This window comes from Bacillus sp. 275, from assembly GCF_001999205.1.
Lineage (GTDB): Bacteria > Bacillota > Bacilli > Bacillales > Bacillaceae > Bacillus > Bacillus velezensis.
Window position 1 is genome coordinate 313,824 of sequence record NZ_CP019626.1, and the last position, 14,922, is coordinate 328,745.

Annotated in this window: 12 protein-coding genes; all 12 read right to left on the reverse strand. The window is 46.8% G+C overall.

What is annotated here, in order from left to right:
* Positions 1-14: 14 nt before the first annotated feature.
* A complete protein-coding gene (gene truB / locus BZ167_RS01070; RefSeq protein WP_042635200.1) occupies positions 15-944 on the reverse strand; it encodes a tRNA pseudouridine(55) synthase TruB in 930 nt (309 codons plus the stop codon).
* A gap of 84 nt (positions 945-1,028) precedes the next feature.
* Positions 1,029-1,382 (reverse strand): 30S ribosome-binding factor RbfA, encoded by a 354-nt coding sequence (gene rbfA / locus BZ167_RS01075; protein ID WP_003154185.1) that lies wholly within the window; start codon positions 1,380-1,382, stop codon positions 1,029-1,031.
* 16 nt (positions 1,383-1,398) lie between these two features.
* Positions 1,399-1,677 (reverse strand): DUF503 domain-containing protein, encoded by a 279-nt coding sequence (locus tag BZ167_RS01080; RefSeq protein WP_003154188.1) that lies wholly within the window; start codon positions 1,675-1,677, stop codon positions 1,399-1,401.
* Entirely contained in the window at positions 1,674-3,821 is a 2,148-nt protein-coding gene (gene infB, locus BZ167_RS01085; protein ID WP_053573443.1) for a translation initiation factor IF-2, read from the reverse strand. The genes BZ167_RS01080 and infB overlap by 4 nt, the downstream gene beginning before the upstream one ends.
* Positions 3,822-3,840: 19 nt before the next feature.
* Positions 3,841-4,143 carry a YlxQ family RNA-binding protein gene (locus BZ167_RS01090; RefSeq protein WP_003154192.1) on the reverse strand — a complete coding sequence of 101 codons (303 nt, stop codon included), beginning with the start codon at positions 4,141-4,143 and terminating at the stop codon, positions 3,841-3,843.
* A 1-nt stretch (position 4,144) separates the two neighbouring features.
* Complete coding sequence (gene rulR, locus BZ167_RS01095; protein ID WP_003154193.1) at positions 4,145-4,420, reverse strand: RNase P modulator RnpM; 276 nt, start codon at positions 4,418-4,420, stop codon at positions 4,145-4,147.
* Positions 4,421-4,433: 13 nt separating this feature from the next.
* Entirely contained in the window at positions 4,434-5,555 is a 1,122-nt protein-coding gene (gene nusA / locus BZ167_RS01100) for a transcription termination factor NusA (RefSeq protein ID WP_003154195.1), read from the reverse strand.
* Between the two features lie 39 nt (positions 5,556-5,594).
* Complete coding sequence (gene rimP, locus BZ167_RS01105) at positions 5,595-6,065, reverse strand: ribosome maturation factor RimP (RefSeq protein ID WP_007409801.1); 471 nt, start codon at positions 6,063-6,065, stop codon at positions 5,595-5,597.
* Positions 6,066-6,304: 239 nt separating this feature from the next.
* The gene (locus BZ167_RS01110; protein ID WP_061861464.1) at positions 6,305-10,618 is read right to left on the reverse strand and encodes a PolC-type DNA polymerase III; all 4,314 of its coding nucleotides are present in this window, start codon (positions 10,616-10,618) and stop codon (positions 6,305-6,307) included.
* A gap of 111 nt (positions 10,619-10,729) precedes the next feature.
* Complete coding sequence (gene proS / locus BZ167_RS01115; protein ID WP_007611460.1) at positions 10,730-12,424, reverse strand: proline--tRNA ligase; 1,695 nt, start codon at positions 12,422-12,424, stop codon at positions 10,730-10,732.
* Between the two features lie 31 nt (positions 12,425-12,455).
* Complete coding sequence (gene rseP / locus BZ167_RS01120; protein WP_007611459.1) at positions 12,456-13,724, reverse strand: RIP metalloprotease RseP; 1,269 nt, start codon at positions 13,722-13,724, stop codon at positions 12,456-12,458.
* A gap of 6 nt (positions 13,725-13,730) precedes the next feature.
* Positions 13,731-14,882: a 1-deoxy-D-xylulose-5-phosphate reductoisomerase gene (gene dxr, locus BZ167_RS01125; protein ID WP_015417481.1), complete on the reverse strand. Its 1,152-nt coding sequence runs from the start codon at positions 14,880-14,882 to the stop codon at positions 13,731-13,733.
* Positions 14,883-14,922 lie beyond the last annotated feature (40 nt).

Here is a 14,922-nt window from a genome sequence, read left to right on the forward strand (position 1 = left end):
GGTCACCTTTTTTCTTATTGTTCGCTTTTTTGCATGAGCACTTTAGCCGGTTTCAGCAGTCCTTTTTTTGAAGGATGCGGCATATAAATGGCCACACATTCTCCGTCTTCAGTACAGACCGCTATACGGGCGTCAGCTGTCATTGCAGAAAATTCCGCCGGGATGTCAAACACTGACCCGTTTTCAGCTTTCTTAGCTAATGTATCACTTATGACCCATTTCGGCAAATGATTGAGCGCTCTATCGATCGGCACGGCATGCTCTGCAACCGTTCCGTCTGAAACCTGCTGTTCAAGTTCCTCAAATGTGAAACACTCATCAAGGCTGAAATCGCCGGAAGCGGTGCGGATGAGATGCGACATATGCGCGGGATAGCCGAGTTTTTCACCGATTGTCACCGCCAATGTTCTCACGTAAGTGCCCTTTGAGCACGTGACTGTAAAGCGGAATGATGCTGTGTCTTCTTTATAAGTGACAGGGGAAGTGAGCGCGATATCTTCAATCGTGATATTCCGCTTCGGCCGCTCCACTTCAATACCGGCTCTGGCGTATTCATAGAGCTTTTTCCCGTTAACCTTTACAGCGGAATACATCGGCGGCACTTGCTCCTGCGGTCCCTTCAGTTCGTCTAAAACGGCTTTGATATCCGCTTCTTTCAGCGGCTCCTTGACAGGTTTTACGCTGACCGTTTCTCCCGTCTGGTCTTCGGTCGATGTGGAGAAACCGAGAGTGATCTCAGCATCGTACGTTTTTGACTTGTCGGTGACGTACTCAACAATCTTTGTGGCCCGTCCGACACAGATCGGCAGTACGCCTGACACTTCCGGATCAAGCGTTCCCGTATGTCCGACTTTCTTTGTTTTTAACAGTTTTCTTATTTTCATTACACAGTCGTGAGAAGTCATGCCGACCGGTTTATGTAAAAGGAGAACTCCGTTAACCATATGTCTTTCGCTCCTTTGTTATCAATTGTATCCCGTAAAACGCAGAAAAGAGGACAGACGACACTCGCCCATCCTCTTTCCTTGTTATTCAGACGGTTTATCTGAATGCAGTTCGTGAATCAATGTTTCAATACGGTTGCCGTACTCAATTGATTCATCAAATTCAAATTCAAGCTCAGGCGTTTTGCGGAGTCTGATTCGGCTGCCGATTTCGGAACGGATAAATCCTTTCGCTTTCTCAAGCCCTTTCAGCGCCTCTTCTTTCTTTTTCTCTCCGCCGAGAACGGAGATATACACCTTCGCTATTTGTAAATCACCTGAAACACGTACGTCTGTTACAGTGAGAAATCCGATTCTCGGGTCTTTCAGCTTTCGGCTGATAATATCCCCGAGCTCTTTTTTCATCTGCTCGCCGACACGGTTTGCTCTCATACTCAATTCAATCACCTCTAAGTTAAAACCACTCTGTTCTAGTGATCGTCCGTTCTATTTCGGGAAAGGAGTCAATAAACGCGAGTACGCGCTGGATCTCCTTTTCCGCCTGAACGTGAGAGGAGGAGACGACGGCGATTCCGAAGCTGGTCCGCTGCCAAGTGTCCTGATAGCCGATTTCTGCGGCCGACACGTTGAACTTATTCTGAACCCTCGTTATAATCCGCTTCAGAACGGCTCGTTTCTCCTTTAATGATCCCGCATCATAAATGATGCATTCACATTCCGCAAATCCGATCACTTTCTTTCGATTTCCTGCATGACATACGCTTCAATGATGTCGCCTTCGCGAATGTCATTGTATTTCTTAATTGTAATACCACATTCATATCCTTGTGAAACTTCTTTCACATCATCTTTGAAGCGTTTCAGAACGTCTACTTCCCCTTCGAAGATGACCACGCCGTCACGGATCAGGCGGAGTCCGCTGTCACGTGTAATGTGGCCGTCTGTTACATATCCGCCGGCAATCGTACCGATTTTCGACACTTTGAATGTTTGGCGCACTTCAACCTGGCCGATGACTTTTTCTTCGTATTCAGGATCAAGCATTCCTTTCATCGCCGCTTCAATTTCTTCGATGACTTTGTAAATGATACGGTGAAGACGGATATCTACATTTTCAGCTTCAGCCGTGCTCTTAGCATTTCCGTCTGGGCGCACATTAAACCCGATAACGATTGCATTTGAAGCAGATGCGAGAATGATGTCTGATTCCGTAATCGCACCGACGCCTGTGTGAATGATTTTCACTTTTACGCCTTCTACTTCAATTTTTTGAAGAGCGGCTGTTAACGCTTCGGCTGAACCTTGAACGTCAGCTTTTACGATTAAATTGATGTCTTTGACATCGCCTTGTTTAATTTGTTCAAACAGATCATCGAGGCTCAGCTTCGCTTTGTCGCTGCGCTGTTCTTCCAGTTGCTTGGAAGCGCGTGCTTCACCGACAGAACGGGCTGTTTTTTCGTCTTTAAAGACGAGGAATTGATCGCCAGCCTGCGGTACGTCGTTTAAGCCAGTAATTTCTACAGGTGTGGACGGTCCGGCTGTTTTCACGCGGCGGCCGAGATCATTGACCATGGCCCGCACGCGGCCGAATGTATTTCCGACAACGATCGGATCTCCGACATTCAATGTTCCCGTTTGAACGAGAAGTGTCGCGACAGATCCTCTTCCTTTATCGAGCTCAGCTTCAATAACCGTTCCTTTTGCCTGACGGTTCGGATTGGCTTTCAGCTCTTCCACTTCACTGACAAGCAGAATCATTTCGACAAGCTCGTCAATTCCCTTGCCTGTAAGAGCGGACAGAGGAACGAAAATCGTTTCTCCTCCCCATGCTTCAGGAACGAGTCCGTATTCAGTCAGCTCCTGCATGACACGGTCAGGGTTCGCGCTTTCTTTATCCACTTTATTCACGGCAACGATAATCGGAACCTCAGCCGCTTTCGCATGGTTGATGGCTTCGACTGTCTGCGGCATAACGCCGTCATCAGCCGCTACGACTAAAATGGTAATATCAGTTACTTCCGCACCGCGCGCACGCATTGTTGTGAACGCCGCGTGTCCCGGAGTATCTAAGAACGTGATTTTTTTGCCGTTTTCTTCGATCTGGTAAGCCCCGATATGCTGGGTGATTCCGCCGGCTTCACCTTCAACAACTTTTGTTTTTCTGATGCTGTCAAGGAGGGTCGTTTTCCCGTGGTCAACGTGGCCCATGATCGTCACGACAGGCGGACGGATTTGAAGATCTTCTTCTTTGTCAGCCTCTTCATATTTTTCAAGCTCAGTTTCTTCAAGCACAATCACTTCTTCTGTTTCTACACCGTATTCAGATGCGATCAGTTCGATTGTGTCTTTGTCAAGCTCCTGGTTAATGGTAGCCATTACGCCCAGAAGCATCAGTTTTTTAATGAGTTCAGACGGCTCTTTGCCCAGTTCCTCGGCTAAAGCTCCGACTGTTAAAGAGCCGGAAAACGTAATTTTCTCAGGAAGCTCTTTTTTCGGCTTCAGCGGTTTTTGCTGATACTGATTTTTGTTGTTATGATTGCGTTTGTTTTTGTTTTTGTTGTTGTTATTCTTCTTGTTTTTGTTAAATTGATTATTCTGCACGTCATTCTTCTTTCCGTCTCGAATTTTGTTTGGTTGATTCCCAGCAGGCTGCTGATTAATCCCTTGCGGCTTGTTTTTGTTCGTTTCCGCAGGCTTCTGAGATGTAACGCCGGCGCCGCCTTTTTTAAATTTCGCATCAAGCTGCTTAATGGTCTTTTCTTCAAGCATTGCCATATGGTTATTTACTACTATATCCATGTTTTTCAGCGCAGTCAAAATTTCCTTGCTTGAAACATTGATGGCTTTTGCATATTCGTAAACTCTCATTTTAGCCATTCGTTCACCCCCAAAAATATTAATCGAGCAAGCTGATCAGCTTATTCGCAAAACCTTGGTCAGTGACGGCGACAACGACACGTGATTCCTTGCCGATAGAGCGGCCGAGATCAGCGCGGCTTTCGACTTTTTTATAAGGCACTTTATAATAATTGCATTTATCGGATACTTTTTTTGCAGTATTCGCAGATGCATCTTCTGTCAGCAGAACAAGTTTTGCACGCGCATTTCTAATTTCTTTTATAACCAAGTCCTCGCCCGACACGACCTTACGAGCTCGATTGGCCAGACCCAGCAAGGGAAACCATTCCATTCCAGACATGTTATTTTTTCACCTTTTCCGCCAGTTCCAGCAATTCTTCGAAAATCTGGTCATCGATTTGTGATTGAAATTGATTTTGCAATGTGTTTTTCTTTTTCGCAGCTAAGATGCATTCTTTCTCAAGGGTGATATAGGCACCCCGCCCGTTCTTCTTTCCGGTCGGATCGACTGAAATCTCTCCTTCTTTAGAACGGACAATTCGGATCAGTTCCTTTTTAGGCTTCATTTCCCCCGTTACCACGCATTTGCGCAGAGGAATTTTTTTTCGCTTATTCACCTAAAGTCACCTCTTATTCATCCGATTCGGCTGTTTCAGGCTCCATAAAGAGCGGCTCTAAATCGTCATCTTCTTCATGCTCTCTCGGATAGATGCCAAGGTCTCTTGCATCCGTTTCACTTTTGATATCGATTTTCCAGCCTGTCAGTTTCGCAGCTAAGCGGGCGTTTTGCCCTCTTTTTCCGATTGCCAGAGAAAGCTGGTAATCAGGAACGATGACAGTCGTGGCTTTTTCTTCTTCGCTGACGATGACATCCAGCACTTTAGACGGGCTGAGCGCATTGGCAACAAATTCAACCGGATCGTCAGACCAGTTGACGATATCAATTTTTTCGCCTTTCAGTTCATTGACGATCGCCTGCACGCGCTGGCCTTTAGGACCGACGCATGAACCGACCGGATCAACGTCAGGATCATCAGTGCGGACGGAGATTTTAGAGCGGTCGCCCGCTTCTCTGGCAACGGATTTCAGTTCGACCGTTCCGTCATAAATTTCCGGCACTTCGATTTCAAAAAGACGCTTCAACAGACCAGGATGCGTTCTTGATACATAGATCTGAGGCCCTTTTGTCGTTTTTTCGACCTTTGTGATAAATACTTTAATCCGATCGTGCGGTTTATAGCTCTCATTCGGCATTTGTTCATTGACGGGCAGCAGCGCTTCAATCTTGCCGAGAGACACGTAAATAAACTTGCTGTCTAAGCGCTGTACAATTCCCGTCATGATGTCTTCTTCACGATCGATAAATTCTGAGTAAATCACGCCGCGCTCAGCTTCACGGACACGCTGCGTCACCACTTGTTTCGCCGTCTGCGCAGCAATACGGCCGAAGTCTTTCGGCGTTACTTCTATTTCAACGACATCTCCGACAAGGTAGTTCGGATGGATGTGCTGGGCGTCGTCAAGCGAGATTTCAAGTCTTGAATCGTATACCTCGTCTACGACATCCTTTCTTGCGAACACGCGGATCGTGCCCGTCTCACGGTTCAGATCGACCCGTACGTTTTGCGCCTGGTTAAAATTTCGCTTATACGCGGAAATTAAGGCAGCTTCAATTGCTTCGATGATAATGTCTTTACTGATGCCTTTTTCTTTTTCAAGAATAGTGAGAGCATCTAATAGTTCACTGCTCATGTTAGCGGTCTCCCCCCTTAAACACTAATACTTCATTCATTAAAATGTTACAGCTAATCTTGCGTTAGCTATTTTTTCATACGGAATATTGACCCGTTTCTTTCTTGTTTTGACCGTCATCTCTATTGTAACAGTTTGTCCATCGAATTCAGCCAATTTGCCTTCAAACACTTTTAAACCGTCAATCGGTTCGTACGTTTTCATGTACACATTTTTGCCCAGTGATTTTTCGAAGTCGGCTTTTTTCTTTAATGGACGCTCGGCTCCAGGAGAAGATACTTCAAGAAAGTAGTTCTGGGTGATCGGATCGGCCTCATCCAGCTTTTCGCTTAACGCTTCGCTGACTTTGGCGCACTCCTCAATATCAACACCGTTCTCGGAATCAATAAACACGCGAAGGAACCAGTTTTGACCCTCTTTGACAAATTCAATGTCTACGAGTTCAAGCTGAAGGTCATCCAGTATGGGCTGAGCCATTTCTTGAACGGTATCAGTCACTTTTTTGCTCATGTTTTTCCTCCTTGTGCTGTCGATATCATATCAGCCGTTCCTCTGCATAAAAACCCTGCTTCAAAAGAGCAGGGGCATTGAGAAAACGATGGACATGTCGAGGCAAAATTGCCTGTTCAATACAAAAGAGCGGGTTTCCCCACTCTTTGCCTCGGTAATCGTTAGCATTTCCAATAAAACTATACCATAACCATATATTTAATGCAAATCAAACTCCGCTCGGAGGCTGTGCACAAAGCTTAAAACAGAGACAGCTGATTTTGGTCCGGAAGCGACTCAAGACAGCCGTGACGGTCTAAATACTCTAAAATGGTTTTTGACACTTTTCCTCGTTTTTGAAGATCCTCTTTTGAAAGGAACTCCCCTTCTTTCCGCGCTTTCACAATATTGAGAGCGGCGTTGGTTCCGAGTCCCGGAATTGAGTTGAACGGCGGGATGAGACTGTTGCCGTCAATGATAAATTCCGAAGCGCTCGAACGGTATAGATCGACCTTCTGGAAGGAATAGCCGCGCTCACACATTTCAAGCGCAAGCTCTAACACGGTAAGGAGGTTTTTCTCCTTCGGCGAAGCATCAAGCCCTTTAGAGCTGATATCATCCATCACCGCTCTGATGGCGGTCGAGCCTTTAATCATTGTATCAATGTCAAAGTCATCTGCGCGGACGGTAAAATACGCAGCATAATATAAAAGCGCGTGATGTACTTTAAAATAGGCAATCCGCACCGCCATCAGCACGTATGCGGCGGCGTGGGCTTTCGGGAACATGTATTTGATTTTTTTACATGAATCAATATACCAGTTCGGCACATTGTTCTTTTTCATTTCTTCTTCCCATTCCGGCGTCAGGCCTTTGCCTTTACGGACGAATTCCATGATTTTAAAAGCCAGTGAAGGCTCAAGGCCCTGATAGATCAAGTAAACCATAATGTCATCACGGCAGCCGATCACTTCGCTCAGTTCACACGTATTGTTGTGTATCAGTTCCTGCGCATTGCCGAGCCATACGTCCGTTCCGTGAGAAAGCCCGGAAATCTGGACAAGCTCGGAGAACGTAGTCGGCTTCGTATCCTCAAGCATCTGCCGCACAAATCGCGTCCCGAATTCAGGAATGCCGAGCGTCCCCGTTTTACAGCCGATCTGCTCTTCAGTAACGCCGAGCGATTCTGTACCTTGGAAAATCTTCATAACTTCCGGATCATCTGTCGGAATCGTCTTCGGATCAATTCCGCTTAAATCCTGGAGCATCCGGATGACGGTCGGATCATCGTGCCCTAATATATCAAGCTTCAGCAGGTTGTCATGAATGGAGTGGAAGTCAAAATGAGTCGTTTTCCATTCAGACCCCGTCGCATCTGCCGGGAATTGTATCGGTGAAAAATCGTAAATATCCATGTAATCCGGGACAACGATAATCCCCCCCGGGTGCTGGCCGGTCGTTCTCTTAACCCCGGTGCAGCCTTGCACCAGACGGTCGATCTCCGCGCCGCGCATGTGCAGGTTGTGGTCGCCCGCATAGCCTTTCACATATCCGTAAGCCGTCTTTTCCGCGACGGTGCCGATCGTTCCAGCGCGATACACGTTATCTTCACCGAACAATACTTTCGTGTAGTTATGGGCATGCGGCTGATACTCACCTGAGAAGTTCAAGTCGATATCGGGTACTTTGTCACCTTTAAAGCCTAAGAACGTTTCAAACGGGATATCATGCCCGTCCTTTTTCAAAGGTGTGCCGCAAGACGGGCAGCTTTTATCCGGCAGGTCAAAACCGGAACCGACTGATCCGTCATTAAAGAATTCGGAATATCGGCAGCTCGGGCACACGTAGTGCGGAGCGAGCGGGTTCACTTCAGTGATTTCCGTTAAGGTCGCCACAAGCGATGAACCGACGGACCCCCGGGAGCCGACGAGATAACCGTCATCCAGAGACCGTTTTACAAGCTTATGAGAGATGAGATAAATAACGGCGAACCCATGACCGATGATACTTTTTAATTCTTTTTCTATTCTCGCTTCTACAATTTCGGGAAGCTCTTCACCGTAAATGCTTCTGGCGCGCTGATAGCTCATTTCACGGATTTCTTCATCAGCCCCGTCAATTTTCGGCGTGTACAGATCGTCTTTGATCGGTTTGATCTCATCGATCATCGAAGCGACTTTCTGCGTATTGTCAACCACGATTTCTTTCGCTTTTTCCGCACCGAGGAAGGAGAAAGCCTCCAGCATTTCATCTGTCGTTCTGAAGTGCACTTTAGGCAGTTCGTGTCTGTTTAACGGGTTGGCGCCGCCTTGGGAAGATATTAAGATCTTCCGGTAAATTTTATCCTCATCGTTTAAATAGTGGACATTTCCCGTAGCCACGACCGGCTTATTCAATTTTTCTCCGAGCTTCGTAATGTTGGCGATGATTTCTTTCAGCGCTTTTTCATCCCGGACGAGCTCAAGCTGCAGAAGGTGTCTGTATACTTCCGGCGGCTGCACTTCAAGATAATCATAGAAGGATGCGATATCTTCAACCTCTTCAGGAGATTTTTGCATCATGCCTTCAAAGACCTCACCCCTGTCACAGGCAGAGCCGATTAACAGACCTTCTCTGTATTTATTAAGCTGCGACCTCGGAATGCGCGGCACTCGGTAGAAATATTGAATATGAGAAATGGACACGAGCTTAAACAGATTTTTAAGGCCGGTCTCATTTACGGCAAGCAATGTAGCGTGATAAGGTCTTGATCTCTGATAAGCATTGGATTGTCCCATATTCTCATTCAGCTGATCATGATAAAAAATGTCTTTTTCAGCGGCATCTTTGAGCATTTTCAACAGCAGGTAGCCCGTTGCTTCAGCGTCAAAAACCGCTCGGTGATGCTGGGTTAATTCGATATCAAACTTCTTACATAACGTATTTAAGCGGTGATTTTTAAACTCAGGATACAGGAAACGCGCGAGTTCCAGCGTATCAATGACCGGATTTTTCGCTTTTTCCGTTTTCAAAAGTCGCTTGTACGCCACATTTAAAAATCCCATATCAAAGCTGGCGTTATGAGCCACAAGCACGTCATCGCCGATCCATTCTTTAAAATCCCGGACGACGTCAACGACATCGGGAGCGTCGCGGACCATGTCGTCCGTAATCCCGGTAAGCTCTATCGTCGTTGCTGACAGCGGATGGTGCGGATTGGCGAACGCTTCGAATTTATCGATAATTTCTCCGCCTCTTATTTTGACTGCGGCAAGCTCAATGATGGTGTCATACACTGCGGACAGACCTGTCGTTTCAACGTCAAAGACAACGTATGTGTCTTCTTCCAGGAGACGGTGAGCTGGATTGTATGCGATCGGAACACCGTCATCTACGATATTGGCTTCCATTCCGTAAATCATTTTAATGCCGTGTTTTTTCGCGGCGGAATAGGCATCCGGGAAAGACTGCACAACGGCATGATCAGTTAACGCAATCGCTTCATGTCCCCATTTTTTCGCCTGTTCGACAAGCTTTCCGACGCCCGTTACAGCATCCATTTGGCTCATCGGAGAATGCAGATGAAGCTCAACCCGTTTTTCGCCTTCAGGAGCGGTGTCTTCACGGGTTTTGGCTTTTATTTCATTCACGTCATTTGCAATCATGACGAGGTCTCTGACGAATGTATCGTTTTGAATGCTTCCCCGCGCCTTCACCCACATGCCTTTTTTCAGCGTTTTCATCAAAGCGGCGTCTTCTTTTTCTCTGGCGAACATTTTTACTAAAATGCTGTTTGTATAGTCCGTGATTTTGAAAATGCAGAGCGTGCGTCCGCTTTTCAGCTCGCGTGTTTCAGCATCAAACACAAACCCCTGCACCGTAATTCTTCTTTCTTCATCCATGATGCTGTCAAGCGTCCGGATTTCTTCGTTCTCTTTAATTTGATAGCCGATGACAAGCGGTCCGGACGGTGCCTGATCCTCATCGCCCTCTTTTTCCTTCTTCTCCATCTCGATAAGCGCCTGCATCGCCCGCTCCTGATCTTCAGCAAGCTTTTGCTCGCGGAATTTCTGGACTTCTTGGTCAGATACGAAAATTTCGGTATCCAGCTGCAGTTCCGGAAAGCCGAATTGGCGGTAGCTGTGCTGAATCAGCGCGAAGTATTTATTTTTGAGCGCAGATGCTTCTGTATCTGTTTTTGTTTTCACGATCAGTTTGTTTCCCTTGAGCTTCGGCTTCTGCTGATTCAAAAGAGCCACCATCGGCGGCGAGGTTCCTTCAAGCTCTTCAATACAGCGTGTCCAATAATCCTGTACAAGCTCCTCTGTCACTGTAGGGTCGATGACCTGAACAGACGATGTGACACGGGCGATGTGAGCAAACGATTGTGTTAACCTCATCATGAATGAATCATATATTTGATACGGCAAAAGAGCCTTAAAGCGAAATTGGAAATGCCAGGCTTTTTCTGCTTTATGGATTGTCAGTTTATCAATCTCTCCGTCTTCAAAGTATGTCATGAAGGTATCATCTGTCATATTAAGCTGCTGCAGAAGAATCTGAAACTGTCTTCTGTTTACTGATAACTGTTCCATTCAGACAGTATCCCTCCCTTAAAACATCATAAGTGAAGGTACCTCCGCAGGTGATGAGGTACCTTCTTTTTTCTCTATTTTAACATGATTTTGTATGATTCGTTATGGTGATTACTTCGTCTTGATAAATTCAGAAAGCTCATCCACTGAAACTTCGGCAGATTCACCGGTTTTGCGGATTTTCACTTCTACGATGCCTTCGTCGGCACGTTTTCCGACAGTGATGCGGATCGGAAGGCCGATCAGATCAGAATCAGCAAACTTCACGCCTGCGCGTTCAGCACGGTCATCGTATAATACCTCATAACCTTCCGCCTGGAATTTGCCGTAAAGCTGTTCAGCAAGCTCTTTTTGCGCTTCGTTTTTCATATTCAGCGCCAAAATATGAAGATCATACGGAGCAACGCTTTTCGGCCAGATCAAGCCTTTTTCGTCGTGATGCTGTTCAGCGATGGCTGAAAGCGTTCTGGACACGCCGATTCCGTAACATCCCATCAGCATCGGCTGCGCACGCCCGTTTTCATCAAGGTATGTCGCATTCATCGCTTCAGAGTAACGCGTGCCGAGTTTAAAGACTTGTCCGACCTCAATCCCTTCAGCGAAACGGATCGTGCCTTTTCCGTCAGGTGACGGATCGCCTTCCTGAATGATTCGAAGATCGGCATATGCTTTTACTGACGCGTCACGTTCGATGTTTACGTTTCGGTAATGACGGTCTTTTTCATTCGCGCCGCTAACGGCGTTTACCATTACTTTCACGGCTTGGTCGGCATAAATCTCAATGTCGCCGGCAGCGCCGATCGGCCCCGCAAATCCCGGCTCCGTGCCAAGTTTCTCGGCTACTTCTTCATGAGACGCAAGCTCAACCACTTCCGCGTTCAGAAGGTTTTTCACTTTCACGTCATTGACCTCATGATCGCCTCTTACTAACACGAGAACAAATCGGTCATCCGCTTTAAACAGCATTGATTTGATGCAGGCGCTCGGCTCAATCTGCAAGAACGAAGCGAGCTCTTCAATGCTTTTGACATTCGGTGTATCAATTTTCTCCAATGCCTCGGGTGTTTCATCTGACGGCTCGCTGTTCATGACAACTTCCGCCATTTCCGTATTGGCTGCGTAAGAGGATCCATCAGAATAAGCGATGGTATCTTCCCCTATTTCAGAAAGAGCCATAAATTCATGCGTGTCTTTTCCGCCCATCGCGCCCGAGTCGGCAATAACGGGACGGACGTTTAATTCACAGCGTGCGAAAATGCTGCTGTATGCGCCGTACATGTTTTGGTATGTTTCCTCCAGACTTTCTTCAGAAGCATGGAAAGAATACGCATCTTTCATGATGAATTCGCGTCCGCGCAATAACCCGAAACGCGGACGTTTTTCATCTCTGAATTTAGACTGGATCTGGTAAAGAGTGAGCGGCAGACGCTTATAAGATTTCACCTCATCGCGCACGAGAGAAGTAATGACTTCTTCATGTGTCGCGCCTAAAGCAAATTCACGGCCGTGGCGGTCTTTCAGACGCATTAATTCAGGCCCGTACGTATACCACCTGCCTGATTCCTGCCATGTTTCAGCCTGCTGAAGGGCCGGCATCAGCATTTCCACCGCGTTGATTTTTTCCATTTCTTCACGCACGATCTTCTGAATGTTTTGAATGACCCTGTAAGCCAGGGGCATGTAGCTGTAAACCCCGCTCGTATTTTGTCTGATAAATCCCGCTCTCAGCAGAAGCTTATGGCTTTTTGCTTCAGCATCAGCCGGCACTTCTCTCAGGGTCGGAATAAGCGTCAAACTTTGTCTCATGTCTTCGCACCTCTGATTTTTTACTAGTCAATTATAAGAATAAACGCTGGATATCGTTCCATGTGACAACCAGCATAAGAAGCATTAAGAAAGCTACGCCGATAAATACAACAAATGCTTCCTTGTCACGGTTTATCGGCTTGCCGCGGATTGCTTCAATGAATAAAAACAGCAGCCGCCCGCCGTCAAGCGCCGGTATCGGCAGCAGGTTGACGATTCCCAGGTTGATGCTTAAAAACGCCGCAAACTGGAATAGGTTGATAATACCGGTTTTTGCAACTTGATCCGTCATATCATAAATGCCGACAGGACCCGAAAGCATATCAAGCTTAAACTGGCCTGTCACAAGTTTGCTCAGATTGGTCAGGATCGCTTTTGTGACATCAACGGTAGATGTCGCGCCGTAGGCAATCGCTGCAAGCGCGCCTTTTTCAGTCGGCGCATAAGAGCCGAAGCGGCCGATTGTTTTTTTATTTTCATCTTTTACAGCTTCAGGTGTAACCGAGATATGAAACGATTTGCCGTCCCGTTTGACGGCGACATCGATTTTTTTTCCGGGATTTTCTTTTACCGCTGTCACGATGTCGGTCCATGACCTCATTTTTTCACCGTTAATGCTCTGGATATAGTCGCCTTCTTTTAAACCGGCAGCCGCTGCGCGTCCATTGTCTGTCAGCTTCCCGAGCTCAGGCTGATTCGAAGGCACGCCTTGAATGAATCCAAGCATGACGAGAATGACATACGCTAAGATGAAGTTCATTATCGGACCGGCAGCAATCGCCTTAATCCGCTTCCATACGGGTTTAGACCCGAATTGTCGATTGTAAGGCGCAATCTGCACTTCTTCTCCGTCTACGATAAAAAAAGAGGTCTGACTGACAGTAAAGCCCGCCAGTTCATCTTCTTTCCCCTGCTCGTACCCGGTAATCTTCATTTCGTGCTCAAGATCAGCCGTCTCCACCTCGATAATTAAAGCGTCGGGATATTTTTCCTTTTGATTAATGATGACTTTTTCCACTTCGTCATCTTTATTAAAAAGAAGCCCGACGGTATAACCGGGTTTGACTTCGATCATCTCCGGGTCTTCACCGGCCATGCGGACGAACCCGCCGACCGGAAGGAGTCTGATCGTATACACGGTTTCATTCTTTTTAAATGAAAAGATTTTAGGGCCGAAGCCGATCGCAAATTCACGGCAAAGGATTCCCGCTCTTTGGGCGAGCAATAAATGCCCGAGCTCATGGAAAAAAACGAGCGTTCCGAAAATAATAATAAACGCGATAACTGTATTCACGAACATACCACCTTATGTGAGTATTGAATTAACGTATCCCCGGGTGTCTTTGTCCACTTCTTGGATATCCGCAAGACTCGGATCCTGAATTACGCTGTGGCGGTCCAATGCTTGTTCAATCAGGTCCTCAATCGATAAGAATGAAATCCGTCCGGCAAGAAAAGCGGCAACGGCTTCTTCGTTGGCCGCATTTAAAACCGTCGGCATCGTTCCCCCTATTTTACCTGATTCAAAGGCAAATTGTAAGCAGCGGAACCTTTCAAAGTCAGCTTTCGCAAAATGGAGGCTTCCGATCTCCCATAATTCAAGCCTTTTTGTTTCAGGCAGAGGCAGACGGTCCGGATATGTCAGCGCATATTGAATCGGCACCCTCATGTCCGGATTTCCGAGCTGGGCGATGACGCTTCTGTCGTGAAATTCAACCATCGAATGAATGATGCTCTCCTTATGTAATACAACGTCAATCTGTTCATACGGAATGTCAAACAGCCAATGCGCCTCAATGACTTCAAGTCCTTTATTCATCATTGTAGCCGAGTCAATCGTAATTTTTGCGCCCATCGACCAGTTCGGGTGGTTAAGGGCGTCGGCAATCGTTACAGACTCAAGCTCCTGCCGCGTTTTATCTCTGAAACTGCCGCCGGATGCCGTAATGATCAGGCGCTCGATATTTTTGCTCTGTTCGCCTTGCAGGGCTTGAAAAATAGCGGAATGTTCGCTGTCGACCGGAAGAAGAGGAACACCGTATCGTTTTGCGTGTCCTTTCACTATATGCCCGGCAGTGACGAGAGTTTCCTTATTTGCAAGCGCAATTGTTTTTTTCTGTTCAATCGCTTTCAAAGTCGGGATTAAACCGACGCTTCCAAGCAGCGCATTGACCACGATATCCACTTCGTCCATGACTGCCGCTTCAATCAGGCCTTCTTCTCCGATGCCGATTTGACATTCATGAGAAAAAGACGCTTCTTTCACTTTTTGGTATGTATCCATGTCGCCGACTGCTACATATTTCGGCTGAAACGTTCTGATCAACGGGATCGCTTTCTCGGCGTTTTTACCGAAAGTCATCGAGACGAGACGGAACTGATCTTGATGCATGCGCAATACGTCTAACGTCTGCTCCCCTATTGATCCTGTTGCTCCTAAAAGACAAATATTTTTCAAAATGCCACTCCCATTCTATGCGTCCAGATCGGTCTTATTT

What these genes read in the sequence shown, in the direction of transcription:
- nusA (WP_003154195.1), bottom strand. Translation starts at nt 5,555, where the DNA reads ATGAGCAGTGAACTATTAGATGCTCTCACTATTCTTGAAAAAGAAAAA.
- truB (WP_042635200.1), bottom strand. Translation starts at nt 944, where the DNA reads ATGGTTAACGGAGTTCTCCTTTTACATAAACCGGTCGGCATGACTTCT.
- BZ167_RS01090 (WP_003154192.1), bottom strand. Translation starts at nt 4,143, where the DNA reads ATGTCTGGAATGGAATGGTTTCCCTTGCTGGGTCTGGCCAATCGAGCT.
- proS (WP_007611460.1), bottom strand. Translation starts at nt 12,424, where the DNA reads ATGAGACAAAGTTTGACGCTTATTCCGACCCTGAGAGAAGTGCCGGCT.
- rseP (WP_007611459.1), bottom strand. Translation starts at nt 13,724, where the DNA reads ATGTTCGTGAATACAGTTATCGCGTTTATTATTATTTTCGGAACGCTC.
- infB (WP_053573443.1), bottom strand. Translation starts at nt 3,821, where the DNA reads ATGGCTAAAATGAGAGTTTACGAATATGCAAAAGCCATCAATGTTTCA.
- BZ167_RS01110 (WP_061861464.1), bottom strand. Translation starts at nt 10,618, where the DNA reads ATGGAACAGTTATCAGTAAACAGAAGACAGTTTCAGATTCTTCTGCAG.
- rimP (WP_007409801.1), bottom strand. Translation starts at nt 6,065, where the DNA reads ATGAGCAAAAAAGTGACTGATACCGTTCAAGAAATGGCTCAGCCCATA.